General features: G+C 40.8%; 19 protein-coding genes. 5 read left to right on the top strand and 14 right to left on the bottom strand.

Annotated features, from left to right (window positions below):
• The first annotated feature begins 9 nt into the window (after positions 1–9).
• The gene (locus AC504W_RS21945) at positions 10–594 is read left to right on the top strand and encodes a YbhB/YbcL family Raf kinase inhibitor-like protein (protein ID WP_494874329.1); all 585 of its coding nucleotides are present in this window, start codon (positions 10–12) and stop codon (positions 592–594) included.
• Positions 595–657: 63 nt separating this feature from the next.
• Here the strand turns inward: AC504W_RS21945 and AC504W_RS21940 are convergent, their stop codons facing one another.
• Both AC504W_RS21940 and AC504W_RS21935 read right to left on the bottom strand, forming a co-directional pair.
• Positions 658–1,293 carry a hypothetical protein gene (locus AC504W_RS21940; RefSeq protein WP_494874328.1) on the bottom strand — a complete coding sequence of 212 codons (636 nt, stop codon included), beginning with the start codon at positions 1,291–1,293 and terminating at the stop codon, positions 658–660.
• Positions 1,294–1,630: 337 nt separating this feature from the next.
• Complete coding sequence (locus AC504W_RS21935) at positions 1,631–1,957, bottom strand: YbjQ family protein (protein WP_494874327.1); 327 nt, start codon at positions 1,955–1,957, stop codon at positions 1,631–1,633.
• Between the two features lie 426 nt (positions 1,958–2,383).
• Between AC504W_RS21935 and AC504W_RS21930 the strand changes: the two genes are divergently transcribed.
• A complete protein-coding gene (locus tag AC504W_RS21930) occupies positions 2,384–3,064 on the top strand; it encodes a tetratricopeptide repeat protein (RefSeq protein ID WP_096579932.1) in 681 nt (226 codons plus the stop codon).
• Positions 3,065–3,066: 2 nt separating this feature from the next.
• Here the strand turns inward: AC504W_RS21930 and AC504W_RS21925 are convergent, their stop codons facing one another.
• From AC504W_RS21925 to AC504W_RS21900, 6 genes are all read right to left on the bottom strand, one after another.
• Entirely contained in the window at positions 3,067–3,969 is a 903-nt protein-coding gene (locus AC504W_RS21925) for an ABC transporter ATP-binding protein (RefSeq protein ID WP_494879412.1), read from the bottom strand.
• Positions 3,970–4,309: 340 nt separating this feature from the next.
• Entirely contained in the window at positions 4,310–5,215 is a 906-nt protein-coding gene (locus AC504W_RS21920) for a peptidoglycan-binding domain-containing protein (protein ID WP_103123838.1), read from the bottom strand.
• 252 nt (positions 5,216–5,467) lie between these two features.
• A complete protein-coding gene (locus tag AC504W_RS21915) occupies positions 5,468–7,174 on the bottom strand; it encodes an NAD+ synthase (RefSeq protein WP_494878721.1) in 1,707 nt (568 codons plus the stop codon).
• 84 nt (positions 7,175–7,258) lie between these two features.
• Positions 7,259–8,005: an NUDIX hydrolase gene (locus AC504W_RS21910; RefSeq protein ID WP_096579924.1), complete on the bottom strand. Its 747-nt coding sequence runs from the start codon at positions 8,003–8,005 to the stop codon at positions 7,259–7,261.
• Complete coding sequence (locus AC504W_RS21905; protein WP_494874324.1) at positions 7,966–8,565, bottom strand: nicotinate-nucleotide adenylyltransferase; 600 nt, start codon at positions 8,563–8,565, stop codon at positions 7,966–7,968. The genes AC504W_RS21910 and AC504W_RS21905 overlap by 40 nt, the downstream gene beginning before the upstream one ends.
• 4 nt (positions 8,566–8,569) lie before the next feature.
• Complete coding sequence (locus AC504W_RS21900; protein WP_494874323.1) at positions 8,570–9,967, bottom strand: nicotinate phosphoribosyltransferase; 1,398 nt, start codon at positions 9,965–9,967, stop codon at positions 8,570–8,572.
• A 408-nt stretch (positions 9,968–10,375) separates the two neighbouring features.
• Here AC504W_RS21900 and AC504W_RS21895 point away from each other — a divergent pair, with 408 nt between their 5' ends.
• A complete protein-coding gene (locus AC504W_RS21895; protein WP_187308047.1) occupies positions 10,376–10,528 on the top strand; it encodes a hypothetical protein in 153 nt (50 codons plus the stop codon).
• Positions 10,529–10,632: 104 nt separating this feature from the next.
• On the opposite strand, the gene AC504W_RS21890 is transcribed toward AC504W_RS21895, so the two are convergent.
• Positions 10,633–11,421 carry a dienelactone hydrolase family protein gene (locus AC504W_RS21890; RefSeq protein ID WP_494874322.1) on the bottom strand — a complete coding sequence of 263 codons (789 nt, stop codon included), beginning with the start codon at positions 11,419–11,421 and terminating at the stop codon, positions 10,633–10,635.
• Positions 11,422–11,668: 247 nt separating this feature from the next.
• Between AC504W_RS21890 and AC504W_RS21885 the strand changes: the two genes are divergently transcribed.
• Both AC504W_RS21885 and psaK read left to right on the top strand, forming a co-directional pair.
• A complete protein-coding gene (locus AC504W_RS21885) occupies positions 11,669–13,774 on the top strand; it encodes a M3 family metallopeptidase (RefSeq protein WP_494874321.1) in 2,106 nt (701 codons plus the stop codon).
• Positions 13,775–14,243: 469 nt separating this feature from the next.
• Positions 14,244–14,504: a photosystem I reaction center subunit PsaK gene (psaK, locus tag AC504W_RS21880; protein ID WP_096579914.1), complete on the top strand. Its 261-nt coding sequence runs from the start codon at positions 14,244–14,246 to the stop codon at positions 14,502–14,504.
• A 174-nt stretch (positions 14,505–14,678) separates the two neighbouring features.
• Here the strand turns inward: psaK and AC504W_RS21875 are convergent, their stop codons facing one another.
• From AC504W_RS21875 to bchL, 5 genes are all read right to left on the bottom strand, one after another.
• Complete coding sequence (locus tag AC504W_RS21875) at positions 14,679–14,951, bottom strand: cupin domain-containing protein (RefSeq protein WP_494874320.1); 273 nt, start codon at positions 14,949–14,951, stop codon at positions 14,679–14,681.
• A gap of 22 nt (positions 14,952–14,973) precedes the next feature.
• Positions 14,974–15,339 carry a Mo-dependent nitrogenase C-terminal domain-containing protein gene (locus AC504W_RS21870; RefSeq protein ID WP_494874319.1) on the bottom strand — a complete coding sequence of 122 codons (366 nt, stop codon included), beginning with the start codon at positions 15,337–15,339 and terminating at the stop codon, positions 14,974–14,976.
• Positions 15,340–16,183: 844 nt separating this feature from the next.
• Positions 16,184–17,587, bottom strand: a complete 1,404-nt coding sequence (locus AC504W_RS21865) for a ferredoxin:protochlorophyllide reductase (ATP-dependent) subunit N (RefSeq protein ID WP_494874318.1) — start codon at positions 17,585–17,587, stop codon at positions 16,184–16,186.
• A 325-nt stretch (positions 17,588–17,912) separates the two neighbouring features.
• Positions 17,913–18,692 (bottom strand): DUF5331 domain-containing protein, encoded by a 780-nt coding sequence (locus AC504W_RS21860; RefSeq protein WP_494874317.1) that lies wholly within the window; start codon positions 18,690–18,692, stop codon positions 17,913–17,915.
• Between the two features lie 31 nt (positions 18,693–18,723).
• Positions 18,724–19,590 (bottom strand): ferredoxin:protochlorophyllide reductase (ATP-dependent) iron-sulfur ATP-binding protein, encoded by an 867-nt coding sequence (bchL, locus tag AC504W_RS21855; protein WP_494874316.1) that lies wholly within the window; start codon positions 19,588–19,590, stop codon positions 18,724–18,726.
• Positions 19,591–20,019 lie beyond the last annotated feature (429 nt).

The following is a 20,019-nucleotide window of genomic DNA, read 5'->3' as shown; positions in this document are numbered from 1 at the left end:
GTCTTAATTATGCGTAGAGACAGATTTTTTAGAGATTACAGCATTGTTATAGTTGGTTTATTAGGATTATCTATGATGAGTTGTAGTCATCCTAATAATACCAAGATTCAGTCTAGCGATCGCCAGCAATCTCGTCAGGAAATAAAAAGCATGAAACTAGAAAGCACAGCCTTTAATGGTAATGCTTTAATTCCGTCTAAATATACCTGTGATGGTGAAGATATTACCCCGCCTTTAGCCTGGAATGAAGTCCCAAAAAATACACAAAGTATTGCCTTAATTGTTGATGACCCTGATGCACCTGGAGGAACGTTTGTTCATTGGGTAGTTTATGATCTTCCAGCTACAGTTAGTCAATTACCTGAACAAATTGCATCCCTAGATTTGAAAGGAGTACAGGGACAAAATGATTTTGGTAAGCTTGGCTATGGTGGGCCTTGTCCACCCAGCGGAACTCATCGCTACTTTTTCAAACTTTATGCTTTAGATAAAAAGTTAGGTTTAAGAACAGGTGCGACGAAAACACAAGTTTTAACAGCAATGAAAGGTCATGTTTTAGCAAAAGCAGAATTGATTGGACAATACAAACATTAAATGCAAAATCTAAAAAGCACCTTTGTTAAGGTGCTTTCAAAATATATGCAGAAACAATATTATCTAAGAACGATAAGTGTTAGTGCGAGGGCTACGAACGCCAGCAATAGCTCCTATTAATGAAGCAGCTAAACTTAATAAAGAACCAAGAACAAACCACCACAAAGCTTTGGAAGTTGCAGCAGCAGCATCACGAGTTTGTTGAGCGCTGACATTAGGTACATTTTGAGGTACTGCTAAACCACCAGGCTGTTGTACTTGGTTGATAACTTCTCCAGCATTAGAAGCCGCAATTCCAAAAGCACCAGTTACCCCACTAGCCAATAGCCAAGAACTCAGCGCCAAAGTGGTAGCCCAAAGAATTGCGCCATTTAGCAAAGCTGTATTGCGGTTCATTGGCCCACATGCACGACTTGTTATCCATCCCCCAACAAACAGTGACAGTAATAAAGCCACAGTTGACCAAATTCCTACATTACCAGCCACATCAGGTGCTATTGTTCTAGGCGCACCTGAATCTGCTACTCTACCTGCACCGATAGCCGCGAAGAAGGCGCTCAAAATTAACTGGGTAGCTAAAGCAATTAACACCCCAGAAATTATCGGCCCCCAGCGAACACGGTCATGATAATCAGCAACTCTATTTACTACAGCAGGATCAGTAACAATATCGTCACCTGTGCGGTTTACGTATGACATAGTTTATTTGCTCCTTGACTATTTTTTAGTAAAGTTATTTCGCTATATTCATGCTTACGTCTAAAATTAAATTGCTATTTCTACTTTTTAATATCTATCAACAGAAAGACTTGTTTTATCTATCTAGGGTAAGAATAAATATAAAAATTGAATCAATATTAAATTGAATGCTGAATATCTGTAAGTTTTACTCTAATAAAATAATAAAATTTAGACAAAATTATCAAAATTAATTTATTTTTTAAAATATCGCTAATAAGTAATTTTATCATAGTGATTACCTATTAGCGATTCTCAATATATTATTAAAAAATTTGTGTTAGTGTGAGATGAAAAACTAACGCATTCTGACTGCCGTACCTGTAGCAGTAATCAGCATTAAAACTCCAGACTGGTCAACATTGATTGTACCTGTATCGATTTCAATACCAATGACAGCGTTTGCGCCTAACCGTTGTGCGCGTTGTTCTAGTTCTAAGAGTGCTTTTCTTTGTCCTTCTTCAAATAAACGTTCATAGCTACCAGTTCTTCCACCAATTACATCTCGAATACTGGCAAAAAAATCTCGTAAGAAATTGCTGCCGTAAACAACTTCCGCAGTTACAATACCTAAATATGAATCAATCACTGCACCTTGAATCACATCGGTTGTAGTTAAAATCATAGACTAATTTTACAGGTGAGCAGGTCAAAGAATATTGTACGTCTGAGATTGTGATTATTGACGTAACTGCTGACTCAAAATCAAACTGAGTACTAGAAAGTAAGATAAAAATTGATACAGAATTTTAATGTTGTAGTGATTAAGATGAGAATTCTTGAGGCAATATTTAGTCAAATAAAATTGTTCTCAAAAAAAGACTTAAGTGGGCAATTAATAGTCTAGATGTTGAGATGAGGAGTATACTGAATAATTAATACTAGAGCTATCTATCATTCAGTAGAAACTCTAGTAGACTTGTGTATTTTACGTCCCAAGAGTTAAAAAATATTAATATTTCGTAAAACAGAATAAATACAGTTTTCAAAAATCCATATTTTTGTTTTAATGTACAAGAAAAAAGTTTGTTAGAAGTTCAGGAAATTTACTGTGTACAAACGCATATCACTTATAGTTAGTGTTCTGTTATTAGGATGCAGCGTTGTTGCGATACCTGCGAGAGTTCAGGCTCAGGTATTAGTCGCGCAAGCAAAAAACCCAGAGTTAAAGGAACTGTTTGAAGAAGGTCGTAGACAAGTTGATGCTGGTGATTATGATGGCGCGATCGCTACATATCAAAGAGCAGCTGCCCTTGATCCGAAGAATGCTAAAGTACATTCTGGTATGGGTTATTTGTACGCCCAACAAGGAAATTACCAAGCTGCACTAGTTGCATATCGTCGCGCCCTCGGTCTCGACCCCAACAACAGTGATTTCTTTTATGCTGTGGGTTACATCAAAGCTAACTTGGGTGACACTAAAGGTTCGAGAGATGCTTATCGTCGCGCTATTCAACTAAACCGCAACAATATCAATGCTTATCTGGGATTGGGAGTTACCCAAGCTCGTTTAGGCGATTATGAAGCAGCTAATTGGGCTTATGAACAAGCAATTGGCATAGATCGGAACAATCCTCAGATATATGAGTTTATGGCGGCGATGTTTAAACAACGTCGTCAGACAAAGCAAGCAAACAGCTTACTGCAAAAAGCTCGTAGTTTATACCAACGTCAGAATAACGCCGATGGAGTTGCCAGAGTGGAAGCAATGTTGCAGGAATTAGGAGGTTGAAATCAATCTAACTGTCGTCCAGTTAGTTCCACAAAAATATCTTCTAAATTAGAGGAACGCACCATCATTCCAGTTTTATCTGGCTGTTGATTTAGATAAGTATTTGCTTCTTCTAAAGAAGGGAAAAATAAATATTCCCAACGTCGGGCGCTGTCATTACCCGCCTCGGTAATGCCCAATTGTTTCATTACTAAACCTTCACCGTGAGCAGAACGCAACTGTTGGAGCGTTCCTAAAGTTATAAGTTTGCCACTATCCATAATCCCGATGCGTCCCGGCCCAGTTCCTTCAAAAGCTCCACATAAATACTCGACTTCATCCATATAATGAGTCGTGAGTAACATTGTCATTCCTTGCTTGTTTAAATCCCGAATAATTTCCCAAAGTCGTCGGCGTGTTTGGGGGTCTAGTCCAACAGTTGGTTCATCCAAAAATAAAATTTGTGGTCGATGTAGTAAAGCCCTGGCTATTTGTAATCGTCGTTTCATTCCTCCAGACAGAGTTTTGACTAAATCATCTCTTCTGTCTGCTAATTCCACATACTCTAGCCACTGATTAATTAGTCGTTGTCGCTGTGGGTTGCCTATATGATGTAGCCGCCCATGCAGTTCCATATTTTCCCAGACGCTTAAATCGCCATCCACACTAGTTTGCTGCAAAACAACACCAATGCTCTGTTTGGCTTGTATTGGTTGTTTGACAACATCATAACCAGCCACTTTTATATGTCCTTGAGACGGCTTTGTTAATGTAGTCAACATGCGAATTGTGGTTGATTTACCCGCACCGTTAGGGCCAAGTAGCGCAAAGATTTCTCCAGGTGCGATCGCAAATGATAAATCATTAACTACAGGAATATTTTTGTAAAACTTGAAGACATTCTCTAACAGAACAGCAGCAGTCATGGATAACTTACTTATATCAATCAGTTCATCACATAGACTATCATTCGTTGAGTGCTGATACCGTTTCACTTTAAGTTTGATACAAATAGACCGCAGGGGGCAGGGAGCAGGGAGCAGGGGGAAAGAATGAAAAATCCATAAATTTGTATCATTTTTTTCATGAAATGGTATGAGTCACCGAAGTTTGCTCAACGCGTGGAACCCGCGCACGCAACTTCTCGCTGAATGCTGGGTAAATATTTATCTTTGTTGTCGTTCTTGTTGGCTTAATAATTATGATGGGTGTGCCTTGTGTAAATTAGACACACCCATATTGAAGGAGATATCCAGCGTTTAGTTTTTACCCAGGAAACTTCTTCAATAAATCATCGCCAGGAATTACTGTTGTATAAAATACATAATCATTATTGGCTACATAGCGACGGTCTTGTTTAATAATTGACATAAACTCTCTATGTCCTTGGCGCATCCGCCCTACAAGACAACCAGCACTGGCATTTTTGATATCATTACTAGGCGCATCATAACCCCAGTGTTGATTTACGTAGAAAAGACCTGTATCTAGTTTGTCGCCTGTGCGTTGATAATCTTTGTTGAAATCGCGGTGAACAGTAATTGGTGCAACTTGTACTAATGCTTCATGACGTTCTGCATTGCCATGTAAACCAACAGCCCAAGCTTTGTATTGTCCAAACTTAATTCTGGCTGCACCTCCAGGATTCATGGGATTAAGGGTGTAATATCTGCCTGGTTCCGTGGTAGCTTGCCAGTGATCGACAATTTTAGGAGTACCATTGACGACTTCAATGACAATACGGCGATCGTTAAAGGCGTTGGGTGTGTCACTATTCAGGTTCCAGTCACCATCTATACCTTCAACATAAACAATGTTGTATTCTTTAGCGCCAGTAAAAACTTGATAATTTTGTGCCAGCATATACTTCACAATTTTGCTGGCAATGTCGTTACCTAATTTTAAGGCTGGTTTAGGTAATTCATCAGGTTTAGTTTCAATTAATTCTTTGGCTGTAAATGCACCTATATAATCTGGCTCATCAATTTTCTTTAACTCTTGAAATTTTTTGATTGCAGCAGCAGTCACAGGGCCAAATTTAGCATCGGCGGGTGGTTCTAATAAACCTAAGCCAATTAATAATATTTGAATTTGGCGAGTTAATTCTTCATCTTTAGCGATCGCCTCAAATCCCCACTTTTCTTCTTTACCTAAGAAATCTTGTAATTTCATATTGCACCTATCTTCGTTGAGTTCTAACTAGGTATAAACAACATTTCCCTCATGGGGAATATTGTCTGAAACTATACTCGCGGCTAAAAATTTCAGCCGTGAATTTTAGTATTACTTTACGATTCAAGGCAATTTCAGTAATTTACGCAAAAATAATTCTGTATTTTTTATAAAGTCTAATTTTTAGGGTGGGCATTGCTTTCAAAAAACCTGGGAATATGTTGTCAAAATCATAGCAATGCCCACCTACTGTTAAGTAGGAGTAGAAACAGGTATGGCTTGATAGGCGTTTTTAATAGCTACCCAACTACTAGCGATGGGCATTCGCCAGCCTGTACCAAAGGCGCGGTCAGTAATTTTCAAGCCTGGGGGTGCTTGTCGGCGCTTGAATTCGGCACGGGCAACCATTTGAATTACTCGGTCTACAATTATGGGGTCGTGACCGGCTGCAACTATCTGGGCGGCTGATTCATGGTCGTGAATGAAGCGTTGTAAGATGTCGTCTAAAACTTCGTAGGGTGGGAGAGAATCTTGGTCAACTTGACCGGGTTTGAGTTCAGCACTGGGGGCTTTGGTGAGGATATTTTGCGGGATAACTTCGTCGTTGCGGTTTAACCAGTGGCAAATTTGATAAACGCGGGTTTTTGGCACATCAGCAATCACGGCTAACCCACCGTTCATATCGCCGTAGAGGGTGCAGTAACCGACGGCCATTTCTGACTTGTTACCAGTGGATAATAAGAGATAGCCAAATTTATTAGCGATCGCCATTAATAAGTTACCGCGAATCCGCGATTGAATATTCTCTTCGGCAATGCCAAATTCTGTACCTGCAAACAAATCCGCTAGACTATGATCAAAGCCTTGCATGAGTTCGCCTATGGGTAAAATAGTGGTTTGAATGCCTAAATTTTTACCTAATGCCAACGCATCACTTACAGAATGTTCGGAACTGTAAGGGGAAGGCATCAGAACACCGAGGACATTTTCTTTACCGAGTGCGGCTGTGGCGATCGCAGCTACTAATGCTGAATCTACGCCACCACTTAAACCTAATACTACTTTAGAAAAACGACATTTCAAGGCATAGTCTTTAACACCTAAAACCAAGGCTTGCCAGACTTCCTCTTCTTCTGATTCACACTCAGGTGTTAAAGAAGTTAACTCTAAATCTCGTTGTCTCTTGTTAAATTCAACATTTACTAAGTCAGTGGCAAAACCACGGGCGCGACACATAATTTCGCCTTGACCATTCAAGGCAAAACTATAACCATCGAATATCAAATCATCATTACTACCGACTTGGTTGACGTAAATCATCGGTTGTTGAAAACGCACTGCGCTATGTTTCAACATCGATTCTCGAAACTGTGGTTTGCCAACGCTGTAAGGTGAAGCGGATAAATTAACAATTAAATCTACGCCTAAAATTGCTAAGTCTGCAATCGGATTGACGGCATAACTCCGTTTGCCCCAAAATTCTTCGTCATTCCATAAATCTTCGCAAATAGTTACGCCAATATGAATATCATCTAAAGTGAAATGATTAGGTTGTAAGCCTGGTTCAAAATAGCGGTCTTCATCAAATACATCATAAGTAGGCAACAGCCGCTTATAAAAAATTTGCTTGACTTTGCCTGATTCTAATAAAGTAATACTATTAAATAAACTTTTACCGCCAGTGATATGAGATTTAGTATTTGGTTCAACAGTACCGACTAACACAGCTAATTCCGGTGGCAAATCTCTGGCTAATTGTTGTAATGTCATACTCATAGCAGAGACAAAACTCGGATTTAATAATAAATCCCGTGGTGGATAACCACACAAAGAAAGTTCCGGGGTTAACAATAAACGTGCGCCTGTTTTTACCGCCTGTTGTGCTGCTTCTAGAATCTTGTGGGCATTTCCAGGTAAATCACCAATTGTCGGATTAAGTTGAGCGATCGCAATTTTCATAATAGTCAATAGTCAAGGGTCAAGGGTCAAGGGTCAAGAGTCAAAATCAATTACTATGGACTATTGACTATTGACTCTAGACTTTTATATAAAAACCAAAGGTTTATCTTTAAAGGGTGCAAAAGCCTCAGCGTCGAATTTATATAAACTTGCTGGACGACCCGCACCGCGTGATACCTTTACTCCGGTATCGCACAAAAAACCTAACTTGAGTAGACGCGCCCGAAAGTTAGAGTAATCAGAGAAGTTTTCTCCTAAAACGGTTGTATATAGTTGATACAAATCGTTTAAGGTAAACATTTCTGGCAAAACTTCAAAAGCTACCGGGCTGTACTCTAATTTATTCCGCAGTCGTCTGTGACCGTAGGTTAAAAGTTCATTATGGTCAAATCCTAATTGTGGCACTTGCTTGACGGGATACCAAGCAATTCCCGCAACTTTATCAGCAATTAATTCGGCTTCTTCAAATCTGACGAGGGCAAAATAACTCACTGATAGATAACGCACACCATAACTATCTGTTGCTTCTCTGGGGTCACGGTTCGGCCCGCCAAAGGTATACAACTGTTCTAAATAAAGATTGTTGACTCGGATTTTCTCTGCCATGATGCGATAGGCTGCATCTTCTAAAGATTCGCCTTGACGCACTAACGTCCCCGGAAGACTCCAATAATTTAAAAATGGTTCTTGCTGTCGCATGACGAGGAGAACCAAAAGTCGATTTTGAGCAGTATCTACAGAAAAAATTACATTATCAACACCTACCTTAAAATCAGCCAAAGGTTGTTGATTTAGCGGAGTTGGAATCTTTTTGTGGTTGCGTCCTGGCATTTGTACAAATGCTGTTGATGAATATAAGCAACAATCGGAGCTATGAGGGCTTCAGTATCTCCATGTTCACGATAAGCTGTTGAGGATACATCTAAACCTGTGAGGGTGGCGATCGCAATTTTACCTCCCAGATTTTTGATTGCCTCTAAGCTAGTTTCTGCTATGGCATATCCTGGTCGTGGCACAATCAAGAGTTGCACTTGCTGTAATAAATCTTCAATTTTATACCAGCGTGGTAGTTGATTGATCAAATCTGAACCAATTACTAAGGTGTATTCAGCCTCTTCGCCCCAATGCTGTTTAGCTTTTTCCACTGTTTCCAGTGTCCGCCAGCTACTTAAATCTTGTGTGACTGCAACGTTATGCTTTGGCGCATCCATATCCGCAATCAACAGTCGCAACATCGCCGCCCGATGTTCTAACTGGGTTTGATGAGACTTAAACGGATTATCCGCCGCCCAAACTGCCACCCAATCATAACGTTCTGACAACCATCTTAAAATCTCTTGATGCCCAGCGGTTGGCGGATCAGCACTTGTACCAAATAAAGCAATTCTCATGATCTTACTTCGCGCCCTTTGCGTTCTTTGCGGTTAGTTCCTTTGTCTCCTCAGTCAACTTCTGCAACCCAGCAGAAATCTCCACCTGTAAAGCCACAGGATTAGTTAACCGTCGTGTCTCCTCTGGCAAACTTGCTACTGTCGCCGCAGTCCGCTGGCGAATTTCCGCCAAACTTTCTGGCAATTGCACCCGCTGACCTTCTTTCATGACCAATTGCAATAAAGGTGTTTCTGATAACGGCGTTTCTGTAATTAACCCCAACCTATCAGCTTTGACCTTACCACCGACAAATGACCGAAAAATCTGCTTGCGTCCTGGATAAGTCGCCTTACCACTGGACTGTTTCATGACTGGAATGCCATCAATATCTACGAGTTTATATACGCCATTGACAGGTGTACCTGTAACGAGTCGCGTTCCTAAGCCGTAACCATCAATAGCCGCCCCAGCCGCCTTGAGTCGGGCAATTTCCCATTCATCCAAGTCGCCACTCGCAACAATTGGCACATTTGGTAACAGCGATCGCACTTGTTTGGATAAACTCACTAAATCCCCAGAATCTAATCTGACTCCTGATAATTCCATTTCCCCGGTTTTGACTTTTATTGCCAACTGTTCAGCCGCTGCGATGGTATCGTAAGTGTCTATCAACAATGGCGCACCGGGAAAATAGCGATGAAATGCTGTAAAAGCTTCTGCTTCACTGCCTTCCATTGCTGATAACGCCATGACTAAGGCGTGAGCCATCGTACCACTTGGCTGCTGACCTAGTTGTAGCGCTGCTAACACATTAGAGGTGGCATCTAATCCCCCCGCTAAGGCTGCCCGCGCTGCCCACAAAGCCCCTTGGGGACTGAATGCCCGCCGTGTACCGAACTCTAAAAGTTTCGCTTGTTCACCAGCAACATCACGCAGACGCGCCGCCCTGGTGGCAATCAAAGTTTGATAATTGAGTGTATTTAAGAGATAAGTTTCTATTAGTTGTGCTTGCCACAGCGGTGCTTCAATTCGCAAAAATGGCTCATTGGCAAAAACTGCTGTGCCTTCGGGAACTGCCCAGACATTACCAGTAAACTTACCATCAGCAAGTAAAGACCAAAAGCGATCGCTTGCATGGGCAAAAATTCCTGTCGCCTGTAGCGCGGCAATTTGTGAATGAGTAAAACTTAACTTTTCTAAATATGCCAGAGCTTGCTCTAGTCCCATTGCAATGAGATAGCCAAAATTTTCTGGCGATCGCCTTACAAATAACTCAAAACTCGCTTGTTTTTGTTCTATTCCTTCACCTACATAACAAGCTGCCATTGTTAGCTGGTAAAGATCTGTAAGCAAGCTGTAATCAGCCGCAGAGATTGTCAGGTCTTGGTGCTGGTAGCTGCCCAAGTCTGGGATAGTTGTCATGTAAGAGCTTCCTTACAAGAATGCTGCTTTCTATTATGGTAGTTTTTACCATAAATAATGTCAACTCCTAAAAAAAATTAAGTTGTCTACTTCATCAAAACAACATAATCAGATGAAAATAATCATAAATCATGCCAATATTTAATCTTTTTTAATAGTTTATTTTCCATAAATCAAATGCTCTAAAACATCCATATCTATAGCAGAAACAGGTGTAATCAAGAGTTCTGTTATAATTAGAATTGCAGCAAAAGTTTAAACTTTTTTCCCAACCTAAAGTATTGCAAAGCTATCTAAAAAAGTATTGCGTAAACTCTCAATATATTGAGAGTCTGAGCGATAGGAGAATATCACATTAAAGTAGAAAGATAACAATTAAATTGACTCAAAAATCAGGAGTCTAAAAATATGGGTATTTCCAATATCATCGCTAGGATAACCGAGTATATCTCTGAAGCCGCAATGCGAATTTTTGGCCCTACAGATGATCAATATCCTAATACTGGGGTGCAACCTTTTACGGGTGAACCTTATAAGAAAGGAACAGCTGATATTTGGTAGAACATGAAATATTTCAAGATGAGTGAGGTAAAGGCTTGAGCTAAAAACTTAAGCCTTTTTATTGTGTGAAAACAGGGAAAATATTAACTTTTTATTTCCCCAGATTATTTCCGAAAGATTTCTGCAAAAAATTGCCGCATATCTTCCCAAGAACGTTTATCAGCAATAGGGTTATATAGCGCTCCTTTTAACTCCCCTTTATATTCTGGGTTAGTAAAAGCGTGTTCTGTACCACCATAAGAAATTAACTGCCAGTCTACATTTGCTTGGCGCATTTCGTTTTCAAAAGCTGTGACTTGTTCGGCTGGAACAAATGGGTCATTAGCACCATGTAATACTAAAACTTTGGCTTTGATATTTTTAGCATCGTTAGGGTTTGGCGTATCGAGATTGCCATGAAAACTGACTACTCCGGCGATATTTGCACCACTACGGGCAAGTTCTAAGACTGTACCACCGCCAAAACAATAACCGATCGCCGCAATGCGTTTAACATCAGTTAGTGGGTTGGCTTGTAATACTTTTAACCCAGCATTAGCGCGATCGCGCAATAATTGTCTATCATTCCGATAAATAGTCGCTTGCTTACCCGACTCTTCAGGATTCTTTGGTCTAATACCTTTACCATAAATATCCGCAGCAAAGGCAACATAGCCCAGCTTGGCTAACTGTTCGGTGCGTTTTTTCGCATAAGCTTGCAGTCCATTCCACTCATGCACCACCAAAACCCCAGGACGTTTGCCTTTAATTGCATCATCGTAAGCTAAATAGCCTTGTAAAACGGTATTGCCTTGCTTATATTCAACGTTCTTGGTTTTAATCGCGGCTAATGTCTGTGTAGCAGCCAATAACACAGCCACAGGTGTAATCAAAGCGCAAAGTAGTAATTTCATCACAGGACACCCAGTATCAATAGTAATCTGGGATGATTATCTCTGGAAAAAGAACAAAAACGAATACAACTTATAGCAGTTGCTGGAGATATTAGGGTAAAAACTAAAAAATATAGACAATCAGGGGCTTTCAAACCTATTCCCTGCTATGTATATTCGGTTATTTCGGCATTTTGGCAAAGCTAAAAATCACAGCGATCGCTACATTAGAAGATATATGGATATTTATCGGCATTGACATAACCCTATGAGTGCAGCCACTATTCCCCAAAATCCCTTGCTTAAAGGTACTGGCTTACCGCCCTTCAGCGAGATACAACCAGAACAAGTAATTCCAGCCTTCACTCAGTTGTTAAAAGAACTGGATGAGCAACTTACTACCATAGAAACTAATGTCCAGCCGACTTGGAACGGTTTAGTCGAACCATTAGAAAAACTCACAGAAAGGCTGAACTGGACTTGGGGCATAGTCAGTCATTTAATGGGAGTGAAGAATAGTCCCCATCTGCGCGAAGCTTATGAAACTGTCCAACCCGAAGTCGTACAGTTCAGCAATAAACTGGGTCAAAGTCAAGTTATATACAATGCCTTTAAACAACTCCGGGCTAGTGATACCTGGGCAACCCTAGAACCAGCCCAACAGCGCATTGTTGACTCTGCCATCCGAGATGCAGAATTGTCTGGTGTAGGCTTATCAGGAGAAGCACGCGATCGCTATAATGCCATTCAAATGGATTTAGCAGAATTATCAACAAAATTCTCTAACCATGTATTAGATGCAACCAAAGCTTATAGCTTAACCCTGACAACTCCAGCAGAAGTTGACGGTTTACCCCAAAGTTCCCTCAGTCTAGCCGCCCAAGCTGCCCGTGCCGCTGGTGAAGAAAACGCCACCCCCGAAAATGGCCCTTGGCGCATCACCTTAGATTTTCCCAGCTACGGGCCGTTTATGCAGCACAGCACCCGCCGAGACTTGCGTGAACAGCTTTACAAAGCTTATATCACCCGCGCTTCTTCTGGTGAGTTAGATAATAATCCTTTAATTGTGCGGATTTTGGAATTACGGCAAGAACTAGCAAATTTATTAGGCTACAAAAACTTTGCCGAATTAAGTCTTGCTAGTAAAATGGCTCCTAATGTAGCAGCAGTAGAAGGACTACTTGAAGAACTGCGGAGTGCAAGTTATGATGCAGCTACCCAAGAATTAGCCGAACTTAAAGCCTTTGCTGCTGCTAAAGGCTCACCAGAAGCTGATAATTTACAACACTGGGATATTAGCTTTTGGGCAGAACGCCAAAGAGAAGAAAAATTTGCCTTTACAACCGAAGAACTACGCCCTTATTTCCCCTTACCGCAAGTTTTAGACGGCTTATTTGGACTAGTTAAGCGGCTGTTTGGTGTCACTGTCACCCCAGCTGATGGGCAAGCCCCTGTATGGCATGAGGATGTCAGATATTTCCAAATTGCCGATGAAACAGGTAAACCCATAGCCTACTTTTACCTTGATCCTTTTAGCCGTCCCGCCGAAAAACGCGGCGGTGCATGGATGGATGTCTGCATTAACCGCAGCAAAATTAATGATAATGGTGCAACCTCTGTCCGTTTGCCTGTAGCCTATTTGGTGTGTAACCAAACTCCACCAGTGGATGGCAAGCCTAGTTTAATGACCTTCTATGAAGTAGAGACATTATTTCACGAATTTGGTCATGGCTTACATCACATGCTCACCAAAGTTGATTACACCAGCGCCGCCGGGATTAACAATGTTGAGTGGGATGCTGTAGAATTGCCCAGCCAATTCATGGAAAACTGGTGCTATGAAAGACCAACTTTGTTTGGTATGGCCAAACATTATGAAACTGGCGAACCCTTACCAGAGCATTATTACCAAAAACTGTTAGCCTCCCGCAATTATATGAGTGGTAGCGCCACATTGCGGCAAATTCACTTTAGCACTGTAGATATAGAACTACACGATCGCTATCGTCCTGGTGGTGATGAAACTCCTGCACAAGTGCGCCAGCGTATTGCCAAGACAACAACAGTTTTACCACCCCTACCCGAAGATTCTTTCTTGTGTGCGTTTGGGCATATCTTTGAAGGTGGTTATGCAGCAGGTTATTACAGCTATAAATGGGCTGAGGTACTCAGTGCTGATGCTTTCGCCGCCTTTGAAGAAGCTGGCTTAGATGATGAAGCAGCCGTTCAAACAACAGGTAGACGCTACCGGGATACCGTACTGGCACTTGGTGGTAGCAAGCACCCAATGGAAATATTCAAAGCTTTTCGGGGACGGGAACCCAGTACAGTTTCGTTGCTACGGCATAATGGTTTGTTAAACACAGCAGCTTAGAGAAGTTGTCAATAAACGCGATTTGCAACTTATTTTTGAAACCCCTCTCCAAGCCTTGATTCTTGCTCCCCTTCCCTACAAGGAAAGGAGTTAGGTTTGAGAAAAAGTTGCACACAGCGTAAATAAGGTTTAAATTTAAATACCCAACTTTTAAAAAAAGTTGGGTATTTTGTTAATACTTTGTTTTAGGTATAGCGGTAGTCTGTCAGATATGTTAAGAAAATTTGAAAGCTTGAAAGCCAGGAATAATAAGACTTTTCCTTCTGCCGCCTGCCCTTGGACTCCTGCCTTCTACTATATTATTAATTACCATAAACATCTCCTTCAGTAGGAATAATTAGGTAGTTGTTTATATTAAGGATTTAGAATAACTGTTAAATATTGCTGCAAAATAGGAGTTTTCCTTGAATAATCTTCCTAGATTTCCCGATGATAATTTCAATCATTCACACATTCAGGAGTAAATCTAGTGCTGACTTCCACATTATTAGCAGCAGCAACCGCACCCCTACAATGGAGTCCTTCCATTGGCATCATCATGATTCTTGCTAACGTCATAGCTATTGCCTTTGGCAAATCTAGCATTAAGTATCCCAATTCTGAGCCAGCTTTACCTTCAGCAAATTTCTTTGGTGGTTTTGGTGTACCTGCGCTACTTGCAACGACAGCCTTTGGTCACATTTTAGGTGTAGGTATCATCTTAGGATTGCATAACCTGGGTAGATTCTAAGTTTTATACCTCAGTTTGCATTTAGTTCAATACTGTTTTGTCTCAACAATTTGAGCTAGAAATTAACATTTCTGGCTCTTTTTTAATTACAAGAATAGAGCCAGACCTTGGTGATATCATATCTGGTGTCAAGACCTATCACTCAACACTATATGTCTGAATAGCCTATTTGTATTAACAAAAATAATAATGCTTTTTTACGTCGCTGATAATTTCCCACATACAAGACATACCAGCAGGAAAAGTCACCAAATCTCCTTTACCCATCTGCACTGGTTGTCCGCCATCCGGCGTAACAATCACATCACCTGCTAAAAAATAGCAAGTTTCTTCAGTATCATAAGTCCAGGGAAACTTGGAGACTTCCTTTTCCCAAATCGCCCATTTGAACACTCCCAAATCTTGCAAATATTCTTGACTGGGTTGATGCTCAATTTTAATTTCCATGTTTTGTGTTCTCAGTTTGCGTTTAACAGTAGGACTGAATATCTTCGCCACACTGATCTACTAAATAACACAACGCCCGAAAACGCAAGCCAACAAATTGATCATAAAGAGGATTCAGTTTGCACATAGGTGGAATGTGGGCTATTGTGCGGCCGAATAAAACAATATCACGCTCGAAAGGACACTGCGCTGGAATCAATTTAGCAATAAAGTGTGCTACTTTACGATTTTGAATTTCGAGTTCATCCAGCCATTGACGTAATGGTTGCAGAATATCATGTCGAGATGATGCTAAGGGGTTTTTGTGCGCTAATCTTGCATTTTGCTCTAAAGTTTCAGGCTGAATGAAAGCAGTCAGAATAATAGATAGATTATTTGTTTTGAGCATGATCGTTAGTGATTTTTTCTGAGTTTGATACACTAGTCAGTTACAGATTTTAGTCTGCTCTCGCAATTGATTCCAGCAGTTTATTTCGCGCTTGCAGAGATAAGTTTCTGTAAGCACAAAATGCTTATTTGGTTTACAAAATGCGAGTAAACGTTGACTTAATTGATATTTAAACCCACCGTATGGTGGAGAACTGTCCCGTTAACTACAAAATAACAAAGAAAATATAAAAGTGGGATTTTTTTAACTTATTGATTGCTGATACAGGAAATAGCAATTTCATATATTTAATTTAGATCACACGTTCGGAAACTATACAGTATCCAGAGAGTGACTTTTGCGAACGAAAGCGCAGCTTTATTCTGACTTCAGCTAGACTTCTCAGGAATTACCTCCGAAAGCTAAATGATTTTAAGATATTGAGTATCAAATAAATTGTTATGTAGGCTACATAAGTAGACCCAAATATTATTTAATTAGTTCCTGAAAATCGTTTCATAAGCAGAGACTAATAATGTTGTGTAAGTAACCAAACAGAACATCAGGGACGCAAATTAAATCTATCAAGATAGTTAATTATGGAGTAATCAGGATAAGAGATGTTTAACAACCAGCTATGTTTGAAATAAATATCTATGCCCAATAGGATAAAATCTTCACGCTATCTTCACATAACACTTAAGTCAATCGGCTCACTTTAGTGTATTCAATACTAAAAAATAACGTAACCTTTCTGCACTCTTCTCTATCTCTGCATTTTTGCGTGAACAAAAATAAAAAAGGCGAACTAAACAAAGTTCGCCTCAAAAATCATAATTGTATGAAATTATTCACAAAGTCAATCTTAAATCTTGGCTTCTTCTCTCACTAACTTATCCCAACCCAAATCTTTCAAATTGTTATTCCGACGCAGCGGGCGAGTGACTAATTCTAAAATGTCACGGGCATTGCCAAAACCGTGAATTTGAGCAAAGGTAAACTCTACTGACCACTTAGTATTAATGCCGCGTGCTTCCAAGGGGTTAGCATGAGCCATACCTGTAATTACTAAGTCTGGTTTTAAATCATAAATGCGCTGTACCTGGTTGTAATTGTCTGGCTTCTCGACAATCTTGGGTAAAGGTACACCCATTTCTTGACAAGCTTTCTCTAAAAATGCCAATTCCGCAGCTTGGTAGCGCTTATCCATGTAGGGAATGCCAATTTCTTGTACAGTCATTCCGCAGCGCACCAAGAACCGTGCTAAGGAGACTTCTAGCAGGTTATCGCCCATGAAAAATACAGACTTGCCACGAATGAGTTTTACGTAGTCTTCTAAACCTGCCCAGATTTGTGCTTCCCGTTCATCTAAACCTTTGGGTGTAATGCCAAATACTGAGCAAATTTTCTCTATCCAAGCGCGAGTACCATCAGGGCCGATGGGGAAGGGTGCGCCAATTAATTTGCACTTGCGGCGACGCATTAAGGTGGTAGCAGTGCGGCTGAGGAAGGGGTTAACACCAGCAACGTAATACCCTTCTTCTAGCACTGGTAATTCAGTAAAGCGTTTAGCAGGTAGCCAGCCAGAAACTTTGATGCCTTGTTTCTTTAATTCTAGGGTTAACTGGGTAACAACAGGATCAGGTAGGGAACCGAAGAGAACTAAGGGGGGATGATCTACGTATTCTGATTCTTCTTGAACTACGTCTTCTTTTTTCTTGCCAAAGTTGAGCAGCTTTTGAATGGCATTGCGCTCATTTTTTTCATTTTCTGTCACAGGCGCTTGGCTGGGACAACGATTAGCCATTGCGGCTAAAACGGTGTCTTCACCTTGGGTAAAAGCGTAATCTAAGCCGTTGGCACGGGCTACAACAATAGGAATGCCAATTTCGCTTTCTAACTTGGGCGCTAAACCTTCCAAGTCCATTTTGATAATTTCAGTGGTGCAAGTGCCAATCCAGACAATCACACTGGGATTGCGATCGCGTTTTATTTGATCACACAACCGCTTTAATTCTTCGTAGTCATTCAACTGTGCTGAAATATCACCTTCTTCTAACTCTGCCATTGCATAACGGGGTTCAGCAAAAATCATCACCCCCATTGCATTTTGGAGAAAATAGCCACAGGTTTTTGTCCCAATCACCAAAAAGAAGCTATCTTCAATTTTTTGGTATAACCACGCCACGCAGCTAATCGGGCAGAAAGTGTGGTAATTCCCAGTTTCGCACTCAAAGTTTAAAGCTTCTGGTTGTTGAGCGACAGTCATTTTGGTTTTCTCCCCATTGTTATTTAACGGCAGATGAATATAGGGTCAGCAACAAGAAGAGTTGGGGAGTGAATAGTAGTGAGAGGATGATCACCCACTCTCTATTCTCCACTCCCTAACGCCACTAGCAACAACGGAGTTTACCTCCCTTCGGGTTCGCAGTTCCTTGTCCTGGCAAAGACGCTGCGCGTAGCTTGCTTCCCCGTAGGGGTACAAGTCGGCAAAGCCCCCCAACGGACTGCTCACCGCAATGCAGTGGCTCTTCCCTGCTTTTCGGCACATAGCACCAGTGAGTCATCCCTAAATTCAACTTAAACAGCAACTTTTAACTGTTGGGGAAGAGACGGGCAATTTCTGAATCATCAAAAACACCAGTTGGTAATTCTTCCCCTAAAAAATCATTATTTTCTTCACCCTTTTGCAATCCGGTTTCATCACCCCAGACATCAGACAAAACATCGCTAAAAGCCGCTTCATCTGGTGTGTTTAAATCACCAAGCATTTCTTCATCTAGCTTGGTTGTTGATGTGGGATCACTATCAAAGGAAACATCGCCAAAATCATCAGTCTCTGGTGCGTTCGTCGAAGACGTTGCCAAAGGCATCGCTGCGGGAAACTCATGTTTGCCGTTCTGGCCATTGGATAAGGAAATATCACTTAATCCATTGTCGTTTTCCTGTGATTCACTGACATCTAAGGCAAAACCGTTGAGGTGAGAAATTGCTAAAGTTTCATCGTCAACATTGTCATCAGCATTATCATCTGCAACAACTACTGTTGACTCATATTGGCTGCTTTCTGGTTCTACTGGAGGATTACTCAAGCGATTACCAAGGGCGATATCTGGGTCAAAATGCAACTCCAACACGTCAATTAAAGTGTCAGCGTCAGCATTCAGTTTGGAAAATGGCATCATCAACTGCGCTAGTTTTGGTTCTAGCGCGTTCACAACTCCCAGGATGAGGTAAGAAGGTGGTCGCTTCCCGCCATCAGGGGTGTACACCGACTCTACTTCCATGTGCAAGGTGATCCAGTCACGATTCGCCTGGAAGAATTGCAACCACTTTTGTCTGATCGAATCTGTAAAACTATTAAAGAAAGCCATATTCCGTTCCTCATCCTGAGAACTTGGTGATTTATACAATCATCAAGTCTAATTCCTCTTCTGGATTAGGAACCTGTGGTTTACGCGGATTTAGATAAAAATCAGATAACAAAGAGAACAATTCCCGATCTGGTGTGTCGTTTGGGACTACTCCCTCTGGCCGAGCTAAAATTTGGTCGGCAATGTTGAGGTAATACTCGCAAACGTAGTTCAGGGAAGGATCTGACTCTGCCATTTCAAATAATGTTTTGCCTTTAACGCGAGATACGCGAATATCTTCAATTAATGGTAAAACCTCTAGAACTGGCATGGGGACTGCTTCTACGTATTTCTCGATCAAGTCACGTTTGGAAGTCCGATTGCCAATTAATCCTGCTAAACGCAGTGGGTGAGTCCGAGCTTTTTCTCTGACGGAAGCAGCAATCCGATTCGCAGCAAATAAAGCATCAAAGCCATTATCTGTAACGATCATGCAGTAATCTGCATAGTTCAAAGGAGCCGCAAAGCCGCCGCAAACTACGTCACCCAGTACATCAAATAAAATTACGTCGTACTCATCAAAGGCGTTGAGTTCTTTCAGTAATTTTACGGTTTCGCCAACTACGTATCCACCACACCCAGCACCCGCAGGTGGGCCGCCAGCTTCTACGCAATCAACACCGCCATAGCCTTTGTAAATGACATCTTCTGGCCAAACATCTTCGTAGTGATAGTCTTTTGACTGAAGAGTATCAATAATTGTAGGAATCAAAAACCCTGTTAAGGTAAAAGTGCTGTCGTGTTTGGGGTCGCAACCAATTTGCAGTACTTTTTTGCCCCGTTTGGCTAAAGCGACAGATATATTACAGCTAGTTGTTGACTTGCCAATACCGCCTTTTCCGTAGACTGCTAGTTTCACTGTTGTCTGCCTCTTATAGTTTTTTATCAAACTTGTGGCTCAAACATTGGCCTTCACCTAGCCGCCGATGGCAATGTGTGAGGTAGTTGAGTGTCATTATTGTCGAAATTACATAGAAAATAAAGGGGGCTAAAATATCAAAAACTTAGCTATTAAGCTTATAAAGTTACAGCTAATCATTTTATAAATAAAATTACTGATTAAAACCTTTATTTATTATAAAAATATTTTTTTTGAATATTTATGTTTTAATTTATATAAAAATAGTTACGATAGACAAAAATAGTAAAACTCTTTTTATATATGGTTTCTATAGAATTTGTTGATGATGATGCCTAATGGGTATGGGTATAGGGTTGGCAGTCAAGAGATAAATGCCTAAACTGATACTAAAAGTGCCAATAGAAGTTTTTTAGAGCCGAAAATACC

The organism is Nostoc sp. C96 (genome assembly GCF_059384975.1).
This window is presented reverse-complemented; position numbering and strand designations above follow the sequence as displayed.